The following is an 18,647-nucleotide window of genomic DNA, read 5'->3' on the forward strand; positions in this document are numbered from 1 at the left end:
AGGCCTGAAGCAGTGGTTTCAGGCACATTGCCGAGTTGTCTATGAGGCAACTTTAGTTGCGCTGAAGCCCTCCCTGTTGGGGGATGGCCCGGTCTCGCGGGCCGTCATTTGTGGGACTGCACAAGACGGGGCCTGTGCCGCGCGGTCTAGTGTGAAACGACATTGTGGTCCGCCGCACAGCAGGGATTCGATTCCGTGCCGGCAAAGAGCGGGCCTGAACCCCCACAAAGGACGGCGCTTCCATGCCCGCTGACCAGCAGCTCTCAAAATCCCTGAAACCCAGGCATCTGTCCATGATCGCCATCGCCGGCGTGATCGGCGCCGGACTGTTTGTCGGTTCCGGTGCGGCGATCCAGCAGGCCGGCCCGGGCATCCTGGTTGCCTACGCCGCGGCGGGACTCGTCGTCATCCTCGTCATGAGAATGCTGGGCGAGATGGCTGCGGCCAACCCGGAAACCGGCTCATTCTCCACCTACGCGGACAAGGCCCTGGGCCGCTGGGCCGGGTTCAGCATCGGCTGGCTCTACGCATGGTTCTGGATCATTGTCCTCGGCATCGAGGCCACGGCCGGGGCTGCGATCATGCACCGCTGGGTCCCCGGCATTGACCAGTGGGTGTGGGCGCTTGCCCTGATGATACTGCTGACGCTGACCAACCTCGGGTCCGTGAAGTCGTACGGCGAGTTCGAGTTCTGGTTCGCTTCCATCAAGGTGGCGGCAATCGTGCTCTTCCTGCTCTTTGGCGCCGCCGCGATCCTCGGCCTCATCCCCGGCGTTCCGGCACCCGGTCTGGACAACCTGATCGGCAACGGAGGGTTCATGCCCAACGGTCCCGGCGCCGTCCTGGCCGGCATCCTCGTTGTCGTGTTCTCCTTCTTCGGCGCGGAGATTGCCACCATCGCCGCCGGTGAATCCGAAAACCCTGTCGACGCCGTCAAGAAGGCCGTGAAGTCCACCGTCTGGCGCATCCTCGTCTTCTACATCGGCTCCATCGCCATTGTGGTCACCCTGCTGCCCTGGAACTCCGCCTCCGTCGCCAAGAGCCCCTACGTTGCGGTCATCGAGCTGTTCGGCATCCCCGGCGCCGGAACCATCATGGACATTGTGGTGCTGACCTCTGTGCTCTCCTGCCTGAACTCGGGCCTCTACACCGCCAGCCGCATGCTGTTCTCGCTCTCCCGCCGCGGCGATGCCCCCAAGTCATGGATGCGGATTTCCAAGCGCGGCGTGCCTTCTTCCGCGGTACTGGCCTCCACGGTGGTCGGCTTCATCACCGTCGGCCTGAACTACATCGCCCCGGACACCGTCTTCCTGTTCCTGGTCAACACTTCCGGCGCTATCGCCCTGTTCGTGTGGCTCGTGATCGCCGCCTCCCAGCTGATCCTGCGCCGCCGCATGGGCGCCGCCGCCAAGGATCTCCAGCTGAAAATGTGGCTCTTCCCGTACCTGACCTGGGTGTCGATCGTCAGCATCGTGGCCCTGCTGATCGGCATGGTGATCCTGGAATCCACGCGGGAATCACTCCTGCTCTCGCTGGCTCTCGCCGCCGTCGTGGTGGGGATCGGGGTCTTCCGCTACCGCAGGAACGGCTCCAAGGCCACCGTTCCCGCAGCAGGTGTCGCCGAGGCTCCTGCCGGGAGCGCCGAAGCTGCTGAGGCTCAGGCTGAAGCTGCCGAGGACGCCACTGTGGCTCGTGCCGAGGACGCCACGGTGGGCGCCCGACCGGGGGCATAGCTTCCAGGACTCGCTCGGCGACCCCGGACCACCGGACATGCCCTCCCCCGGCGCCAACCAGCGGACATAGTGGCATTATGTCCATGCCTTGGCCCGAGGGGAGGGCATGCCCATGCCTGCCGCGGGGACATGTCCATTCCCCTGGCGGAGGGGAGGGCATGTCCGGCGGTACCGAGAAGGGACATGTCCGTTCTTGGCCGTGGTCAGAGAGCCTTTTCTGAGGTCTGAAATCCGGACATGCCCTCCCTCTGCTCCCACGAGTGGACATAGCGCCACCATGTCCACTGCTCGGCGCGAGGGGAGGGCATGCCCATGCCTGCCGCGGGGACATGTCCATTCCCCGGCCCGAAAGGAGGGCATGTCCAGCCGCGGCACAGCCGTTTCACAGGAAGGGACTAGCCAGCCCATAGCGCTGCCGGGTTCGATGGGGTTATGACAAATAGGCCCCAGCCCCCGCACGAGCCGCACCCCAACCATGACCGCGGCCTGGAATTCGATCTCTCCACCCTCATGAGCCGCCGATCCCTGGGCATGTTCCTCGGCGCGGGCACGGCTGCCGCCCTGGCGGCCTGCACCCCTGGCGGCACCAGCGGCAGTTCGACGTCGGCCCCGGCCGCAGCGACTTCGGCGGCAGCAGCGCCCGCGACAGCAACGACGTCGGCCGCGGCAGCGGCGTCCGCCTCGTCATCGGCCACTCCGGCCCTGACCCGTGCGATCGCCGAATGCGGCATTGAAATCCCGCAGGAAACCGCCGGCCCCTACCCCGGTGACGGATCCAACGGGCCCAACGTCCTCGAGGCTTCCGGCGTGGTCCGCCAGGACATGACGTCCAGCTTCGGGACCTCCACCAGCACGGCCGAGGGCATTCCGCTGACCGTCACGCTGACCCTGCTGGACAACGCCAACGGCTGCACCCCGCTGGCCGGCGCCGCCGTTTACGCCTGGCACTGTGACCGCGAGGGCAGATACTCCATGTACGATTCCGGGCTCCAGAACGAGAACTACCTCCGCGGCGTCCAGGAGGCCGACGCCAACGGGCAGGTCACGTTCACGACCATCTACCCCGGCGCCTACAGCGGCCGTTGGCCGCACATCCACTTCGAAGTGTTCGAGTCCATGAACAAGGCGACGGCGGCCGGCCAGGTTCTGGCGGTGTCGCAGATCGCGCTGACCGAGGCAGCCTGCAAGGAGGTCTACGCGTCGGCCGGCTACGAATCCAGTGCACAGAATTTCCCCCGCACCACGCTGAAATCCGACAACGTCTTCGGCAACGACGGCGGTATCTACCAGCTGGCCACGATGAGCGGCTCGGTAGCCGCGGGCTACGCCGCCGGCCTCAACGTCACCGTCTAGGCAAGGCGGCGCCCGGCACGCCCGGGGCCCTGTGCGTGCCGGGCTAGACTCGGAGCCATGCCAACACCGAGCACTGCCGTAGAGCACATCCAGGACCTCGGCGCGTACGTCAGCGCGTCGCCGTCGAGTTTCCACGCCGTCCACGAAGCCGCGCGCCGGCTGGAGGCGGCGGGCTTCACGGGCCTGGAAGAACTGCAGGCCTGGCCGGAGCCGCAAGCCGCCGCTGCCAGCAAGTTCTATGTGATCCGCGACGGCGCCCTCATCGCCTGGGTGGTGCCGTCAGGCGCCGGACCGACCACGGGCTTCAACATCCTCGGCGCCCACACGGACTCGCCGTCCTTCAAACTCAAGCCGAAACCCACTACGGGCAAGTTCGGCTGGCTGCAGGCCGGCGTTGAGGTCTACGGCGGGCCCCTCCTGAACTCCTGGCTGGACCGCGAACTCCAGCTCGCCGGCCGGCTCGTCATGCGCGACGGCAGACAGCACCTCACGGCCACAGGCCCGCTACTGCGCTTCCCCCAGCTCGCCATCCACCTTGACCGGGCCGTAAATGAAGGCCTCGCCCTGGACAAGCAGCAGCACATGAACCCGGTCTTTGGCCTGGGCGATCCCGCCGGCGAGGACCTGCTCGGGCTCCTCGCGGACAGGGTCAGCGATGCTGCGGTGGATCCGGCGCAGATCGGCGGGTACGACGTCGTCATTGCGGACACCCAGGCCCCGGCGGTGTTCGGCGCGCGGGGTGAATTCTTCGCCTCCGGCCGGCTCGACAACCTCTCAGCGACCCATGCCGGACTCACGGCGTTGATCGCGCACGCCGCCACGCCGCTGCCAAACGGTGCGCCGATCGCCGTGCTGGCCGCCTTCGACCATGAGGAAATCGGATCAGCGTCCCGATCCGGCGCGTGCGGGCCCCTCCTCGAAGACGTCCTCGTGCGGATATCCGACGGACTCGGAGCCTCGGCGAGCCAGCGGCGGCAGGCGTTCGCGGCGTCGTTCTGCGTTTCGGCGGACGCCGGCCATGCCGTGCACCCGAACTATCCGGAGCGGCACGATCCCGCCAACCGGCCGGTCCTCAACGGCGGGCCGCTGCTAAAGATCAATGCCAACCAGCGCTACGCGACCGACGCCGCCGGGGCCGCCCTCTGGGCGCGGCTGTGCACGGACGCCGGGATTCCGTACCAGGAATTCGTCTCCAATAACGTGATGCCGTGCGGCTCGACGATCGGTCCGCTGACGGCCACCCGGCTGGGAATCCGGACGGTCGACGTCGGCGTGCCCCTGCTGTCGATGCACTCGGCGCGCGAGCTCTGCGGAGTCCAGGACCCGCACTGGCTGGCCACGGTCACCCGGACGTTTTTCCGGACGGCGGTGTAACCGCAGGTCAATGAGGGGTTGAAGCGCCATGGCCGGCCCTAGACGGCCCTGAAAGGGCCTAGCGGCCCTAGACGGTCAGCCCGACCACAAGGTTGAGTGTGGCGGCCAGGATGATGGTCCCGAAAATATATGACAACAGGCTGTGCTTGAGCGCCTCGGCCCGCACACCATGGTTTTCCAGGGCGGTGTCGGAGACCTGGTACGTCATTCCCAGGCTCGTGGCGAGGTAGGCGAAATCCGTGTACTGCGGGGGGCCGGCCTGGTTGAAGTTGATCCCGCCAACCGCCGCCCCCGCATGGGCGTCGGTGCTGTAGTAAAGCTCGGCATAGCGCAGCGTAAACAGGGTCTGGACCAGCAGCCAGGACAGCGCCACCGAGGACAGCACCAAAAGCCCGCCGCCGAAGCGCGCCCAGGTGTCGGTGCTGTGCGAATCGATAACGACGGCGGCCACCGCGACGAGGCTCGCCGCATTCGTGGCCAGGATCAGCAGGTCGGTGACGCTGCGGGACGGGTCCTCCGCCGTGGCATGGGCCATGGTTTCGATGGGGTCCAGCCGGCCGATCACCAGCCAGACCCAGATCACGTAGCATGCCGCGGCGCAGGACCAGCCGACCGCCGGGGCCTCCACCCAGTACCCTGCCAGCCCGGTGACCGTCGCAGCGAGCACGCCGACCAGCATCATGACCGCAAAGCGCAGCCGGCTGCGGCGGATCGGTGGGGGCACGGCGGTGGCATCGGTGTCGGTGTCCATTTTCAGATCATGGCACAGAGCGCACGCCGGCTCCCCGACCGCCGGCCGTGCGGCGGTTTTCCACATGAGCGCCCTGCCCGGTTCCGCCCCCGGCAAGCCCGGGCTAGCGTGGCTCCATCAGGAATCGCCGAAACCAGCCCCAATGCACTAAGATATTGAAGTCTGTGCTGCGCCCTGCCACCGTTCCGGCGGCCGGGCATTGCATGACACCGCAAATGAACCTCCTGTTACGGAAATGCCGTAACCGCTTAGCCCAAAGGAGGTGGGTTCACATATGCGTCCTTACGAATTGATGGTAATCATCGACCCCGAGGTCGAAGAGCGTGCCGTTGAGCCGTCGCTTCAGAAGTTCCTGAACGTCATCACCAACGATGGTGGAACCATCGAAAAGGTTGACATCTGGGGCCGTCGTCGCCTGGCTTACGAAATCCAGAAGAAGTCCGAAGGTATCTACGCCGTGGTGAACTTCACCTCTGAGCCGGCTACCGCCAAGGAACTTGACCGCCAGCTGAGTCTCAACGAGACCATCATGCGCACCAAGATCACCCGCCCCGAAGAGCAGAAAGTTGTTGCTGAGTAATTCAGCAGCCAACCTTCAATCTTCATCCCCGCAGGAACGCACAAGGAGGCAGTAGATGGCAGGCGAAACCACTATCACGGTTGTCGGTAACCTCACCAATGACCCCGAACTCAGGTTCACACCGTCCGGTTCGGCCGTAGCGAATTTCACCATCGCGTCTACTCCCCGCACCTTCGACCGGCAGTCCAATGAGTGGAAGGACGGGGAAACCCTGTTCCTCCGCGCGTCGGTCTGGCGCGAAGCAGCCGAAAACGTCGCCGAATCCCTGACCAAGGGCATGCGCGTGATCGTCTCCGGCCGCCTGAAGAGCCGTTCCTACGAAACAAAAGAAGGCGAGAAGCGCACCGTTATCGAGCTTGAGGTCGATGAAATCGGCCCGAGCCTGCGCTACGCCAATGCCAAGGTCAACCGCACCCAGCGCTCCGGCGGTCAGGGTGGACAGGGTGGCTTCGGCGGCGGCAACAGCGGCGGTGGCTTCGGTGGCGGCCAGGGTGCAAACCAGGGCGGCAACACCGGTGGAACATGGGGCGGCAACCAGCCCGCCGCGCAGGAAGACCCGTGGGCCACGCCCGGGGTCAGCAATGCCGGTGGCGGCTGGGGCAACGGCCCGGATTCCGAACCTCCCTTCTAAACAACATCTAAGGTCCGGCAACGAAAACCGCCTGGACGCCGCAAGGCGGCCGGGTGCAGACCGCGCCGGATCACCACCATCCCGTGGATCAATATCCACGGGCTCCATCGAATAGGAGCTCCACGATGGCTAAGGCTGAACTCCGTAAGCCCAAACCAAAGTCCAACCCCTTGAAGGCCGCTGACATCACTGTCATCGACTACAAGGACGTAGCATTGCTGCGCAAGTTCATCTCCGACCGCGGAAAGATCCGCGCCCGTCGCGTCACTGGCGTCACGGTGCAGGAACAGCGCAAGATCGCCCAGGCAATCAAGAACGCCCGCGAAGTTGCTCTGCTGCCTTACTCCGGCGCTGGCCGCGGCTAAGGAAGGGATTAACTAACATGGCAAAGCTCATTCTGACCCACGAAGTAACCGGTCTCGGTGCTGCTGGCGATGTTGTCGAGGTCAAGGACGGTTACGCACGTAACTACCTGCTGCCCCGCAACTTCGCCCTGACCTGGTCCAAGGGTGGCGAGAAGCAGGTTGAGTCCATCAAGGCTGCCCGCGTTGCCCGCGAGCACGCTTCCCTGGAAGACGCTCAGAAGCAGGCCGCTGCACTCTCCGCCAAGCCGGTCAAGCTGATCGTCAAGGCCGGCGCAACCGGTCGCCTGTTCGGCACCGTCAAGCAGGGCGACGTCGCCGACGCTGTTGAGGCCGCTGGCCTGGGCCGCATCGACAAGCGCAAGGTTGAACTGCCGGCACACATCAAGTCGACCGGTTCCTACCAGGCAAACGTCCGTCTGCACGACGACGTTTCCGCTGTGATCGAACTCGACGTAATCGCAGGCAAGTAGCCCTCACCGGCTGCAGTCCTGAACTGCGGGAAGGCCCCCGCCTCCGGTTCCCTCTGAGGGACCGAAGGCGGGGGCCTTCTGCTTTAAAAAACTAGGCGTGGTGCAGCATCGTGCTGACATGCCGGTAGCCGAGCCGGATCAGTTCCGCCAGCACGGCCTCGTCGACGTCGTCGAGCTTGTTGACGTACAGGCAGCCGGCGCCGACCTTGTGCTTGCCCAGCCTGCCGAGCAGTTCGGCGGCCTCCGGTCCGTACGTGAGGCCGTAGAGCGACAGGCTGGATTTCCTGGGGGAGAATCCGACCGCCGCGGCGTCGCCCTCCCGGCCGCTCGCGTACTTGTAGTGGTAGCGGCCGAACCCCACAATTGTCGGACCCCACATCTGCGCCGGTTCCCCCGTGATTCCGGACATCAGCGCCAGCAGGCGGAACCCGTCGCCGCGCCGGACCGGATGCTCGACGGCGGCCAGGAACTCCTCCACCGAGGCGCCGGTGGCCTGCGTTTTGTTTTCAGCCATGAGGGCAGTCTGGCAGAGCGCGGCACTCCTGTCAGGCAAGGCGTGTGTCCGGGAATAAATCCAGGCATCCGCCGCTTCTAGAGGTAGATGCAAACGCATGTAACAGCGTTGCTACCAGGATTCAACTTAGGAGCACTCCGTGGAAACCCGCCGTATTACCGTTATCTCCGCCGGACTCGGCGTCCCCTCCTCGAGCCGCCTGCTGGCGGACCAGCTGGCGGCGTCGGCTGAACGGCAGCTCGCCGCGGCCGGCTACGCCGTGGACATCGACGTCGTGGAGCTGCGGGACCTGGCCGTGGACATCGCCAACAACTTCGTGACCGGCTACGCGGCTCCGCGGCTGGCCGAAGTGATCGCCGGCGTCGAGGCCTCCGACGGCGTGATCGCCGTCAGCCCCGTGTTCAGCGCCTCCTACAGCGGGCTTTTCAAGTCCTTCATCGACGTGCTCGATCCCAAGGCGCTGGAAGGCAAGGCCGTTCTGCTCGGGGCCACCGCCGGCACGGACCGGCACCAGATGGTGCTGGACTTCGCGATGCGGCCGCTCTTCACCTACCTGCGCACCCGGATCGCCGCCACCGCGGTCTTCGCCGGACCGCAGGACTGGGGAAACAACGACGACGACGGCGGCTCACCGCTCTCGGTGCGCGTGGACCGGGCGGCGGAGGAGTTTGTCGGCCTGCTGCAGGACTCAGGGCCGCAGCAGAAGCCGGCCGCGCTGGAATCCCTGCCGTTTGAGCAGCTTCTCGCCGGGATCACCGGCCAGCGGTAGGCTCTGCACACCGGGCCGCCCGAACCTTTTCGGCGGCCCGCTCGTTGTCCGGGACATGAAGTGTCCCGTGGATTCTATTGACCTGATCATGAGTGAACGCAGCGGCGTGGAGATCGACTACTGCCCCAAATGCCGGGGAGTGTGGCTGGACCGGGGGGAGCTGGACAAGATCATCGACCGTGCGGCGGAGTCCCTGGGCCCGGCAGCAGCCGTCCCCGCCGCGCCGCTGCCGCCGACTGCGCTCCCGCCTGCTGCCTTCCCCCCTACGGCGCCTGGCCACATTCCGCCTCCGCTGTACAACTTCGACCCGCGCCGGGATGACCGGCGCCCGGATGACCGCCGCTATGACGACCGCAGGTACGATGAGCGCCGCGACCGTCCGCGCCCAGATCAGTCGCGCCCAGATCAGTCGCGGTATGAGCAGCCGCGTTACGACGACCGCCGCCGTCCCAAGAAAAAGGAAAGCTGGCTGGGGGACCTGTTCGACTTCTAGGCGAGGAAAACTACCTGCCAGCGCGGAATCTACCGGGTAGGGCCAGCGGGATGGATGAACGGGGCCAGGGCCCTATGGCGCTCAGTCGCCCAGCAACGCAATAAATTCCCTGGCCTGCTTCATGGAAATATCCGAGTGGCGGGTCAGGGCTGTCGCTGCGGCCTCGGTATCGCCGCTCTTGGCCAGGGTGCGGATCCTCCCGTAGATCTCATCATTGAGCATGTTGCTGCTCACCTCGCGCGTGACATCACCCTTGCTGGCGATCGCGCGGTAGCGGTACGCGAACCGCTGCGGCACGTCGTCCTCGTCCGGAACGTCCTCCGGCGCGGGCTCCGGGGCGCGGAACGGCTGGGGGTGCGCCGCCAGCGCCGCGACGGCGTCGCGCGACGCCCGCAGGCCCTCGCCTGTGGCCTCGAGGTACACCTTGATGGCGGCCATCGCCTGCCCCTGCGCGATCAGAGCGTATAGCCGCCGGTGCTGCTCCTGGGTGAGCCTGGCGGCCGCCGCACGCGCCAGCTCCGCCGAGCCGGGGTCCTGCTGTGGCATGGGTGCCGGCCTGGAGCGTTCGCCGCGGCGGCTCCAGGCGCGGACCGCGATCAGCACGCCGGCGGCCACGAGCACCAGGATCAGTACGGGAATGAGCAGGGAGTCCATGTGCTACAGCCGTTCTACGTAATTCTTTGCGGTCTTGAAGTCCGAGTGGGTCGACTGCCGCAGGAGCCGGGCGGCCTTCGTCTTCTGGCCGTCGCGGGCCAGTGACTGGAGTTGCAGGAGGAGTTGGGGACTCAGGTGTCCGACGGCGAGCAGGGCGTCCTCGTGGCCGTGGCGGCTCCGCGAGGGGGCGGAGCCGATCTTGGCCAGCAGGGCGGAGCGGGCGTTGTCGGCCTGCTGCGTCTGCTGCTGGGAGTTCTGGCTGGGGCGCGTGGTGGCTTCAACCCGGGCGCGGGCAGCCTCGGCAGCCTGGACCTGTGCCGCGTAGTGGGCCAGGGACTTTACCGCCAGTTCCCGCTGATAGCGCTCGGCGTCGGAGATGCCGAAATTCCGCGGCTTCAGGGCTGTGGTCACCGCCCACAGCACCGCCGCCAGAATGAGGGCAGGCAACATGACTATCAGTACATCGCCCATGTTTAGAGCTTATGCCAGATTGCGGTTATCCACAGCATGTTCCGCACCGCGCGTACAGTGCGCCGCGGCTGGCGTCAATTCGGTGCGGCGGCATGAGTCCGGTCACAAAATGTGCACATTGGGCGGCAAATGTGGCCTCCGGCGCCGCAGTCTATCCCCAGCTGCAAGGTGCAGGCTGTGGATGAAGCTTGGCGAAAAATGTTTTGTGTCCACAAGATGAATCCAATGTTTCCGCAGGTCAAGTACGGATTTCGGGCTTAAATTTCTTTCTATCCACAGCTCTACCCACAGACTGTGCACAAGCATCTGGCACTAGTACACAGGTTATCCACAGGGGAGCGGGGCTGCCGGGTTGGTGCCTGACCGATCGGCGGATAACGTTGCAGGATATCGGGCCTGGGAAGCGGAAATCCTGCGGTAGCCAGGTGATGTCAACCGGGGCCCAGCCCCCGGATCCCGGTGGCACACAAGCCGCACCAACGCTGTGGATAACGGCGGTGTCGGATCGGCGCGAACTGTCGGAGCTGACTGATAAGAATTGAGCGGCCGGCATGTGCCGGGCTTTGCCGCTGGGCATCACAGCATCACAGCATCGGGCATCACAGCAGTTGGGCATCACGGCTGTTGGGCATCAAGGCACAGGGCATTAAGGCGCAGGGCATTAAGGCACTGGGCACACGCGCTGCGGCGAACGGATATCCGCCACGGCACACAATGAAGGACGGCAGTTTTGTCAGTTACGCATCTGGACTCAGTCGAGGGTACGCGGGGAGGCGAGGGCAGCCGCAAGCCCCCGCAGGACATCCCCGCGGAGCAGTCAGTCCTGGGCGGCATGATGCTGTCCAAGGACGCCATCGCCGACGTCGTCGAGATCCTGCGTGGCCAGGACTTCTACCGTCCGGCCCACGAAACCATTTACGAGGCCATCATCGACCTCTACGGCCGGGGCGAACCGGCTGACGCCGTGACGGTCTCGGACGAGCTGACCAAGCGCGGCGAAATCAACAGGATCGGCGGCCCCGCCTACCTGCACGAACTCATCCAGACCGTCCCCACGGCCGCGAACGCCGGTTATTACGCCGAAATCGTGGGCGAACGCGCGGTCCTGCGCCGCCTCGTCAATGCCGGCACCAAGATTGTCCAGCTCGGCTACGGACAGGACGGCGAGGTCGAAGACCTGGTCAACCAGGCCCAGGCCGAGGTCTACGCCGTCGCCGAACGCCGGACCGCCGAGGACTATGTGGTCCTCAAGGACGTCATGGAATCCACCGTTGACGAGATCGAGGCCTCGGGCCACCGGGGCGAGGGCATGGTGGGCGTCCCCACCGGCTTCTATGAGCTCGACGAACTGACCCACGGCCTGCATCCGGGCCAGATGATCGTTATCGCCGCCCGCCCGGCAGTCGGCAAATCCACGTTCGCGCTGGACTTCGCCCGCTCGGCAGCCATCAAGAACAACCTCGCAACCGTCATGTTTTCCCTCGAAATGGGCCGCAACGAGATCGCCATGCGCCTGCTGTCCGCCGAGGCAACCATTGGTCTCCAGGACCTCCGCAAGGGCACCATCAAAGACGAGCAGTGGTCCAAGATCGCCACCACCATGGGCCGCATGAACGATGCCCCGCTGTTCATCGATGACAGCCCCAACATGTCGCTGATGGAAATCCGGGCCAAATGCCGGCGCCTGAAGCAGCAGCATGATCTCAAGCTCGTGATCCTGGACTACCTGCAGCTCATGAGCTCGGGCAAGAAGGTGGAATCCCGCCAGCAGGAAGTCTCCGAGTTCTCCCGCGCCCTCAAGCTCCTGGCCAAGGAACTCCAGGTGCCGGTGATCGCGCTGTCGCAGCTGAACCGTGGCTCCGAGCAGCGCCAGGACAAGCGGCCCATGGTCTCGGACCTGCGCGAATCCGGCTCAATCGAGCAGGATGCCGACATGGTGATCCTGCTGCACCGCGAAGACGTCTATGACAAGGAGTCCCCCCGCGCCGGCGAGGCGGACATCCTGATCGCCAAGCACCGTAACGGCCCCACAAAGGACATTGTGGTGGCCTTCCAGGGCCACTACTCGCGGTTTGCCAACATGGCGGCCGACGCCGGCGGTGGCGGCGGCTTCTAGCCGGCCCTAGGCCCCGCCTGCCGCGAGCAGGTGGTTGGGCAGCCGGTTTCCCGGCGCCCGGCCGCGGATTTCCAGCAGTTCGCGGGCATGGGCGTGGAGCCGGACGTCTTCCCCGGACACCGGTACCCACTGCGGAATCGGGACCGAGGTGCCGGTCTCGTCGCGGGCGACCATGACTGTCAGGCAGTAGGTGGTGAGGTTCAGCTCGCGCCCCTTGGGATCTCCGGACCGGACATGGACAGCGATGTGCATGCCCTTGGTGCCGGTGTAGACCAGCCGGGCCTCGACCTCCACGACGTGGCCGATCAGCAGCGGCCGGTAGAACCGCACGCCGCCGGAGAACACGGCCACGGTATCCTTCCCGCAGTAGCGGGACGCGCAGACGTAAGCGGCCTCGTCGATCCACTTCATGACGATGCCGCCGTGGACCTTGCCGCCCCAGTTCACGTCCGTGGGCGCCGCCATGAACCGCAGCACCACCCGCTCGGCCGTGCCGGCGTCGGTATATTCCTGTCCGCTCATGGCCTGGACGATGTCCTCGCGGACCTTGATCCGGGCCAGAGCGTCGTCCCGCTGCTCGATTTCTTCCGGCGTCACGGGTTCAAACTGAGGCACCGGGATGGGCTTGCCGTCTGCGCCCACTGCCACGAAGATCACGATGCACTGGCTGCGCATGGTGGCAGCTCCGCCCTTGGGGTCCCCTGAGGACACCACGGTGCGGATATGCATCGAAGAGCGCCCGGTGTACACGATCGTGGCCTCGACCTCCACCATGTCGCCGCTGTTGACCGGGTCCGCGAAGTGGATGTTTCCCACGTAGGCCGTCACGCAGTACGACTTTGCCCAGCCGACGGCGGCGGCATAGGCCGCCTTGTCCACCCACTCGAGCACGGTGCCGGCGTCGACCGAGCCACTGTGGCCGACATCGGTGGGGGCCGCCAGGAAGCGCAGGGTCACGGAATTGGGCGCGTTCTCGCTCATGCTGCGAGTTTACTGAAAGGCCCGGCAGGAGCCGCCGGCAGGCGACACAATCGCTGTCCGGGACGCCATAACCGGGACAGTGTCAGGCGGTGGCACGAACGACGGCGGGCAGTCACCAAGGGTGACTGCCCGCCGTCGTTCGCTGATTGCCTTTGGCGAAGCCTTAGGCGAGGACGCTGAGCTTCGAGTTGCTGCGGCCGAAGAGGGCCCGGTCAGCGGAGAGCTTGCCCGCGCCGACAAGGGCCACGGCCAGGGCGGCGGCGGCCAGGATCAGGACCAGCTCGTAGCCGCCGGTGGCGACAAAGACGCCGGCGGAGGCGTGGACCAGGAACAGGGCGCCGAGCATGTCCAGCGCAAGGAGGGCGGCGAAGACCCGGGTGAGGACGCCCAGGATCAGTGCGACCCCGCCGACGAGTTCGAGGGTGGCGACGAAGGGGGCCACCGCCTGGGCTGCCGGGACGCCCATCTGGGAGAAAGCCGCCTGGGTGCCGGCGATGGTGAATTCGTTGAACTTCTGCCAGCCGTGGGCGGCGAACAGGAAGCCCGTGATGACGCGCAGGATGGTCCGGGCGGAGGTGGTCAGTGCGGGCTGGTTCATTACGTGCCTTTTCTAGAGTCTGGGTGCTGCGGCGGGCGGGCCGCAGCAGCGCAAAAGTTGTATGTTCAACTCTTATGGTTCCGTCATTTACTTGAAATGTCAACCAAATGACGTTCTGTGGCTATTCTTGTGCCCGGCTAGGGTTAAGCCGTGCATCCTTCCCCGCCGCTGTCCACGACCCTGCCGCCGGCTACAGGGCACCGGCGGGAAATCCTGCGCCTGGCCGTGCCGGCCTTCGGCGCGCTGATCGCCGAGCCGTTGTTCCTGCTCGCGGATTCGGCAATTGTGGGCCATCTCGGCGTGGCCGAGCTGGCCGGCGTGGGGCTGGCATCGGCGGTCCTTCACACGGCAGTTGGACTCATGGTGTTCCTGGCATACTCCACGACGCCGGCCGTGGCGCGGGCCATCGGCAACGGCCAGCTGGCGAAAGCCCTCGCCGTTGGACGCGACGGCGTCTGGCTGGCGCTCCTGCTGGGATTCGTCCTGGCGGCCGCCGGGTTCCTGGCCGCCGGGCCGCTCCTGGACCTGATGGGCGCCCGCGGTGAGGTGCATGGGTTTGCCGTGGACTACCTGCGCGGGTCCATGCCGGGCCTCGTGGCGATGCTGCTCATCTTCGCGGGCACCGGGGTGCTGCGCGGACTCCAGGACACCCGGACCCCGCTGATCGTCGCCGCCGCCGGTTTCACACTGAACATCGCGCTGAACCTGGTCCTCGTCTACGGGATGGGCTGGTCCGTGACCGGCTCGGCCGTGGGCACGAGCATCGCGCAGTGGGCCATGGCAACCGTCTATGTGCTGATCGTCCGGCGCAACGCCCGCAACAACGGGGTGTCCCTGCGGCCGGACTGGCGCGGCATCCGGGCCCTGACCAGGGTGGGCTCCTGGCTGATGCTGCGCACGCTCAGCCTTCGCATCGCGATTCTCGCCACGGTGGTGGTGGTCACCGCCCAGGGTCCCGTCAATCTCGCCGCGCACCAACTGGCCATGACCATCTTCACGTTCTTCGCCTTCGCGCTGGACGCCCTCGCGATCGCCGCCCAGGCCCTGATCGGCAAGGAACTCGGTGCGGCCCGGCCGGTGGCGGCACGCGCGCTGACGCGCACCATGACGCGGTGGGGGCTCGGCTTCGGCGCACTGACCGGGATCCTCCTGGCTGCCGCGGCGCCATGGGCAGGCGCCCTCTTCACGTCCGACGCCGACGTCCGGGCGGCGCTGACCCTCGCCCTTTGGGTGCTCGCCGCCGGGCAGCCGCTGGCCGGTTACGTCTTTGTCCTCGACGGCGTCCTCATCGGCGCGGGCGACGCCCGCTATCTGGCGATCGCCGGCGTCGTCAATCTCGCGGCCTACCTGCCGCTGCTGCTGGCCGTCGGGTATTCCGGCGCCGGCGCCGGCGCGGGATTGCTCTGGCTGTGGGCCGCCTTCTCCCTGGGCTACATGGCGGCGCGGGCGCTGACGCTTGGCCTCCGGGCCCGGACGGAGAAGTGGATGGTCCTCGGCGCGCGCTGAGTGCGCTGAGCAGGAACCGCGGGCGGGCGCACTGAGCCGGCCCGGCCAGCAGACGCGCGGGCAGTGGCGGCTTCGCACTAAACTGGACGGGTGACTCTTCCCGCAGCGCCTGACGCGACCCCTGCCATCCGCGCCGCGGCCGACCTCTGGAAGCCCGTGCTTCTCAGGGCGGCCGTTGCGCTCGTGTTTGGTGCCGTGACCGTGTTCTGGGCCGCGCCGTCCGAGGCCGGCATGGGCTGGGCCGGCGGCCTCTACCTGCTGGCCACCGGTGTGGTCATGATCTGGGGCCTGCCCAAGACCGGGTTCCGCCCCCGGGAAGGCGCCGGCAGGATCCTCTCCGCCGGCGGAGCAGCCCTGGCTGGAGCCGGCGCGGCCGTGGCCCTGATCCCCGCCCCACTCGTCTTCGGAACGATCGCGGCCCTTGGCCTGGGCGTGGCCGGCGCCGCGGAACTGTCCGCGGGCATTCTCGCCCGCGGCCGGTCCGTACTGGCCCGCGACTGGATCGCCTCCGGCGTGATCGGGCTGGGCACCGCGATCGCGCTGCCGTTCTTCATCGGCCTCGGCCCGCACGCACTCCTCGGCGTTGCGGGCGGCGGGGCCATCATCAGCGGCGTCCTGTGGATGCTGTCCGGCCTGACCCTGCGGCATGATGCTCCGGGCGATTCCGCGGAGGCCGTAAACTAGTACCGACAGGTTCTACCCGGCGTAGAACAATTGCGGTAACAAGACAGCCACGCTTCCCTGCGCGGGCTGCAGGAGGAAAACACCTTGGCACAGCAGAAACCCGGAGCGCCCCGCAGCCTGCGGAACTCGGTCAAGGGGCCGCTCATGTTCTCCGCGTTCTGGGCCGTGGTGATGTTCTTTGGCGTCCTGATCTTCGCCTCGGGCGGCAGCGCCCGCTCACCCCGGTTCGACCTCGCGTTCATCGGCGCCGGGATCGCCTTCATTGTGATCCTGGTGGTGGCCGCCATGCTCGCGATGAGCCACAAGGACAACCCCGAGGACCTGGGCAAGGGCTCCGGCGTCAACCTCAGTTCCAAGCACCCGTCCTCCGGCCACGGCGGCCCGTCAGCGCGGCCCCGCCCCGAGGCCGGCCCCGGCGATTCCCGTGATGGCGGCCCGCAGGCCTAACACCGCAGGCCTCACAGCGCAGGCCTGACGGCGCAGTTTTAACAGAAGGCCACGGCCCGCGGCCGTCGCCGTCAGGACGCGGCTTTCCGGGCCCGGTACGCGGCCACGTGGGCGCGGTTGGCACAGTTGCCCGTGTCGCAGTAGCGCTTCGAGCGGTTGCGGCTCAGATCCAGCACGACGGCGTCGCAGTCGTCCGCGGCGCACACCAGCAGGCGGTCCATTTCCTTGCTGCGGATCACGTCAACGATCGCCATGGCCGCCTCCGTACTCATCCGGTCGGCCAGCGGAGCCTCCGGGGTGGTGGCGTGCAAGTGCCAGTCCCACGGAACATGCTTGACCAGCTGGGGCAGCGCCCTGGCCTCCCGGAGCAACCGGTTCACGGTCTCGGCGGCAGTGGCCTCGTCCGCCAGCCAGAGCTCGGCGAGCTCGCCGCGCAGGTACCGCACGCTTGCCAGCTCGGCCTCATCCCGGGTCCGGGAACCGGTGAAGCCCTCGGCCTCCAGGAAGTCGTCCAGATCCTTGGCGGTGGCCAGATGTTCCTCACCGTTGGCCGCCGTGTTGATGAGGTTGACCACAGAACGCAGGGCAACTTCCGTGTCAGGGGCAAAAACCATCTTGACTCCTTACCTTGTCCGGGCGTAATGTCATGAGCATAACCCTATTTTACTCCTGACAGGAGATTGCCGTGTCTGCCCCCCAACGCCCCGTCGCCGCCCCGGTACGAGACCTTGCCGCCCAGCGGCCTGCCTCCGAACCGGGCAGCGCCGCGCAGGGCGCGAGCCAGGGTGCCACACAGGCTGCCAATCGGACCGGAGCGGCATCAGGCTTCATGGCCTCCGGCCTGGGCGTCGCCCTGTTTTCGTCCGCGGTGTTCGGGCTCTCCGGATCATTCGCCAAGGCGCTCCTGGAAACGGGCTGGACACCCGGCGCGGCCGTCACGGCCCGGCTCACGGGCGCGGCCCTGATTCTGGCCATCCCCGCCATTCCCGCCCTGCGCGGGCGGTGGCACCAGCTCCGGGACAACTGGCTGACCGTCGTGCTGTTTGGATTCATCGGCGTCGCGGCATGCCAGCTGTTTTACTTCAACGCAGTGTCCCGGCTCTCGGTCGGCGTCGCCCTGCTGCTGGAGTACCTCGCGCCGGTCCTGATCGTGCTCTGGCTGTGGGCCGTCAGCCGAAAACGGCCGCGGCCACTGACCATTGCCGGCACGCTCCTGTCCCTCGGCGGGCTGGTCCTGGTCCTGGACCTCACGGGAGCCGTGAAGGTCGACTTCATCGGCGTGCTGTGGGGGATCGCGGCCGCCGTCTGCCTCGCCATCTACTTCTTCATCACCGCCAAGGAAAACGACACCCTCCCGCCCATCGTCCTGGCCTCCGGCGGGCTCATGGTGGGCGCCATTGTCATGTGGCTGACCGCGGCAACCGGGCTGCTGCCGATGGCCTTCAGCACCGCCGACACCCGCCTGGGACCCTGGGTCACCCCGTGGTGGGTGGCGCTGGGCGGCCTCGTCGTCCTGGCCACGGTGGTGGCGTACGTGTCCGGAATTGTCGCCGCGCGGGCGCTCGGGTCGAAAGTCGCGTCCTTTGTCTCGCTCACCGAAGTGCTGTTCGCCGTCATCTGGGCGTGGCTGCTGCTGGGCGAACTGCCCGGACCCATCCAGCTCCTGGGCGGGCTCCTGATCGTCGGGGGCGTGGTCCTGGTCCGTCTGGACGAGCTCCGGGCACCGGCCGGCACCGGTGCGGCAGCACTGGATCACGCGAACGACTGCGAGCCCGTGCCGTAAGCCACCACCAGCGTTACCTCTCAGGTGCCTGCCGGGTGCCAGCATTCACGCCGGGGTCCTCGTTCCCGGGCCCGAAGGCACCTAGCATGGAGATATGTGCCGAAACATCCGGACCCTCCACAATTTTGAGCCCCACGCGACCACCGCCGAGGTGGAGGCCGCAGCGCTGCAATACGTGCGCAAGATCAGTGGCAGCACGAAGCCGTCCAAAGCCAACGAAGAGGCCTTCAACCGGGCTGTGCATGAGGTTGCCCACGCGACGCAGCACCTGCTCGACTCCCTCGTGACCCACGCCCCCGCAAAGGACCGCGGGGAGGAAGCCGCCAAGGCCAAAGCCCGCGCTGCCGTCCGCTACGGCGCGGCCTGAGGCAGTG

Annotated in this window: 22 protein-coding genes; 15 read left to right on the forward strand and 7 right to left on the reverse strand. The window is 66.8% G+C overall.

Going from position 1 to position 18,647, the window contains the following annotated elements:
• Positions 1-242: 242 nt before the first annotated feature.
• The 3 genes from LQV16_RS00070 (at position 243) to LQV16_RS00080 (ending at position 4,460) form a co-directional block, all read left to right on the forward strand.
• Complete coding sequence (locus tag LQV16_RS00070; protein WP_229991885.1) at positions 243-1,733, forward strand: amino acid permease; 1,491 nt, start codon at positions 243-245, stop codon at positions 1,731-1,733.
• A 432-nt stretch (positions 1,734-2,165) separates the two neighbouring features.
• Positions 2,166-3,086, forward strand: a complete 921-nt coding sequence (locus LQV16_RS00075; protein WP_229991886.1) for an intradiol ring-cleavage dioxygenase — start codon at positions 2,166-2,168, stop codon at positions 3,084-3,086.
• A gap of 57 nt (positions 3,087-3,143) precedes the next feature.
• Positions 3,144-4,460: a M18 family aminopeptidase gene (locus LQV16_RS00080; RefSeq protein ID WP_229991887.1), complete on the forward strand. Its 1,317-nt coding sequence runs from the start codon at positions 3,144-3,146 to the stop codon at positions 4,458-4,460.
• Between the two features lie 67 nt (positions 4,461-4,527).
• On the opposite strand, the gene LQV16_RS00085 is transcribed toward LQV16_RS00080, so the two are convergent.
• Positions 4,528-5,211 carry a DUF1345 domain-containing protein gene (locus LQV16_RS00085; RefSeq protein ID WP_229991888.1) on the reverse strand — a complete coding sequence of 228 codons (684 nt, stop codon included), beginning with the start codon at positions 5,209-5,211 and terminating at the stop codon, positions 4,528-4,530.
• A gap of 274 nt (positions 5,212-5,485) precedes the next feature.
• Between LQV16_RS00085 and rpsF the strand changes: the two genes are divergently transcribed.
• The 4 genes from rpsF to rplI all read left to right on the forward strand — a co-directional run bounded on the left by rpsF (position 5,486) and on the right by rplI (position 7,257).
• Positions 5,486-5,791: a 30S ribosomal protein S6 gene (gene rpsF, locus LQV16_RS00090; RefSeq protein ID WP_090582123.1), complete on the forward strand. Its 306-nt coding sequence runs from the start codon at positions 5,486-5,488 to the stop codon at positions 5,789-5,791.
• Positions 5,792-5,846: 55 nt separating this feature from the next.
• A complete protein-coding gene (locus LQV16_RS00095; RefSeq protein ID WP_229991889.1) occupies positions 5,847-6,422 on the forward strand; it encodes a single-stranded DNA-binding protein in 576 nt (191 codons plus the stop codon).
• Positions 6,423-6,547: 125 nt separating this feature from the next.
• On the forward strand, positions 6,548-6,787 hold the full coding sequence (rpsR, locus tag LQV16_RS00100; protein ID WP_003800144.1) for a 30S ribosomal protein S18: 240 nt from the start codon (positions 6,548-6,550) through the stop codon (positions 6,785-6,787).
• A gap of 17 nt (positions 6,788-6,804) precedes the next feature.
• Positions 6,805-7,257 carry a 50S ribosomal protein L9 gene (rplI, locus tag LQV16_RS00105; RefSeq protein ID WP_229991890.1) on the forward strand — a complete coding sequence of 151 codons (453 nt, stop codon included), beginning with the start codon at positions 6,805-6,807 and terminating at the stop codon, positions 7,255-7,257.
• A gap of 91 nt (positions 7,258-7,348) precedes the next feature.
• On the opposite strand, the gene LQV16_RS00110 is transcribed toward rplI, so the two are convergent.
• Positions 7,349-7,771: a DUF1801 domain-containing protein gene (locus LQV16_RS00110; RefSeq protein ID WP_229991891.1), complete on the reverse strand. Its 423-nt coding sequence runs from the start codon at positions 7,769-7,771 to the stop codon at positions 7,349-7,351.
• Between the two features lie 139 nt (positions 7,772-7,910).
• On the opposite strand from LQV16_RS00110, the gene LQV16_RS00115 reads away from it, so the two are divergent.
• The gene (locus tag LQV16_RS00115; protein ID WP_229991892.1) at positions 7,911-8,540 is read left to right on the forward strand and encodes an FMN reductase; all 630 of its coding nucleotides are present in this window, start codon (positions 7,911-7,913) and stop codon (positions 8,538-8,540) included.
• A gap of 67 nt (positions 8,541-8,607) precedes the next feature.
• A complete protein-coding gene (locus LQV16_RS00120; RefSeq protein WP_229991893.1) occupies positions 8,608-9,033 on the forward strand; it encodes a zf-TFIIB domain-containing protein in 426 nt (141 codons plus the stop codon).
• An 81-nt stretch (positions 9,034-9,114) separates the two neighbouring features.
• Here the strand turns inward: LQV16_RS00120 and LQV16_RS00125 are convergent, their stop codons facing one another.
• Positions 9,115-9,687 carry a hypothetical protein gene (locus tag LQV16_RS00125; RefSeq protein WP_229991894.1) on the reverse strand — a complete coding sequence of 191 codons (573 nt, stop codon included), beginning with the start codon at positions 9,685-9,687 and terminating at the stop codon, positions 9,115-9,117.
• A 3-nt stretch (positions 9,688-9,690) separates the two neighbouring features.
• Positions 9,691-10,158 (reverse strand): hypothetical protein, encoded by a 468-nt coding sequence (locus tag LQV16_RS00130; RefSeq protein ID WP_229991895.1) that lies wholly within the window; start codon positions 10,156-10,158, stop codon positions 9,691-9,693.
• A gap of 730 nt (positions 10,159-10,888) precedes the next feature.
• Between LQV16_RS00130 and dnaB the strand changes: the two genes are divergently transcribed.
• On the forward strand, positions 10,889-12,274 hold the full coding sequence (gene dnaB / locus LQV16_RS00135; RefSeq protein ID WP_091560661.1) for a replicative DNA helicase: 1,386 nt from the start codon (positions 10,889-10,891) through the stop codon (positions 12,272-12,274).
• A gap of 6 nt (positions 12,275-12,280) precedes the next feature.
• Here dnaB and LQV16_RS00140 read toward each other — a convergent pair whose 3' ends face one another.
• Both LQV16_RS00140 and LQV16_RS00145 read right to left on the reverse strand, forming a co-directional pair.
• A complete protein-coding gene (locus LQV16_RS00140) occupies positions 12,281-13,255 on the reverse strand; it encodes an acyl-CoA thioesterase (RefSeq protein ID WP_229991896.1) in 975 nt (324 codons plus the stop codon).
• 163 nt (positions 13,256-13,418) lie between these two features.
• Positions 13,419-13,853 (reverse strand): DoxX family protein, encoded by a 435-nt coding sequence (locus LQV16_RS00145; protein ID WP_229991897.1) that lies wholly within the window; start codon positions 13,851-13,853, stop codon positions 13,419-13,421.
• A gap of 150 nt (positions 13,854-14,003) precedes the next feature.
• Between LQV16_RS00145 and LQV16_RS00150 the strand changes: the two genes are divergently transcribed.
• From LQV16_RS00150 to LQV16_RS00160, 3 genes are all read left to right on the forward strand, one after another.
• The gene (locus LQV16_RS00150) at positions 14,004-15,359 is read left to right on the forward strand and encodes an MATE family efflux transporter (protein ID WP_229991898.1); all 1,356 of its coding nucleotides are present in this window, start codon (positions 14,004-14,006) and stop codon (positions 15,357-15,359) included.
• Between the two features lie 90 nt (positions 15,360-15,449).
• Entirely contained in the window at positions 15,450-16,043 is a 594-nt protein-coding gene (locus tag LQV16_RS00155) for a hypothetical protein (RefSeq protein ID WP_229991899.1), read from the forward strand.
• A gap of 84 nt (positions 16,044-16,127) precedes the next feature.
• A complete protein-coding gene (locus LQV16_RS00160) occupies positions 16,128-16,490 on the forward strand; it encodes a hypothetical protein (RefSeq protein ID WP_229991900.1) in 363 nt (120 codons plus the stop codon).
• 71 nt (positions 16,491-16,561) lie between these two features.
• Here LQV16_RS00160 and LQV16_RS00165 read toward each other — a convergent pair whose 3' ends face one another.
• Positions 16,562-17,104, reverse strand: coding sequence for a CGNR zinc finger domain-containing protein (locus LQV16_RS00165; protein WP_229991901.1), 543 nt, complete (start codon positions 17,102-17,104; stop codon positions 16,562-16,564).
• A gap of 215 nt (positions 17,105-17,319) precedes the next feature.
• On the opposite strand from LQV16_RS00165, the gene LQV16_RS00170 reads away from it, so the two are divergent.
• Together LQV16_RS00170 and LQV16_RS00175 are read left to right on the forward strand one after the other, a co-directional pair.
• Positions 17,320-18,273 (forward strand): EamA family transporter, encoded by a 954-nt coding sequence (locus LQV16_RS00170; protein ID WP_229991990.1) that lies wholly within the window; start codon positions 17,320-17,322, stop codon positions 18,271-18,273.
• Positions 18,274-18,367: 94 nt separating this feature from the next.
• On the forward strand, positions 18,368-18,640 hold the full coding sequence (locus LQV16_RS00175; RefSeq protein ID WP_229991902.1) for a DUF2277 domain-containing protein: 273 nt from the start codon (positions 18,368-18,370) through the stop codon (positions 18,638-18,640).
• The last annotated feature ends 7 nt before the right edge of the window (positions 18,641-18,647 follow it).

This window comes from Arthrobacter sp. Bi26 (genome assembly GCF_918697925.1).
GTDB lineage: Bacteria > Actinomycetota > Actinomycetes > Actinomycetales > Micrococcaceae > Arthrobacter.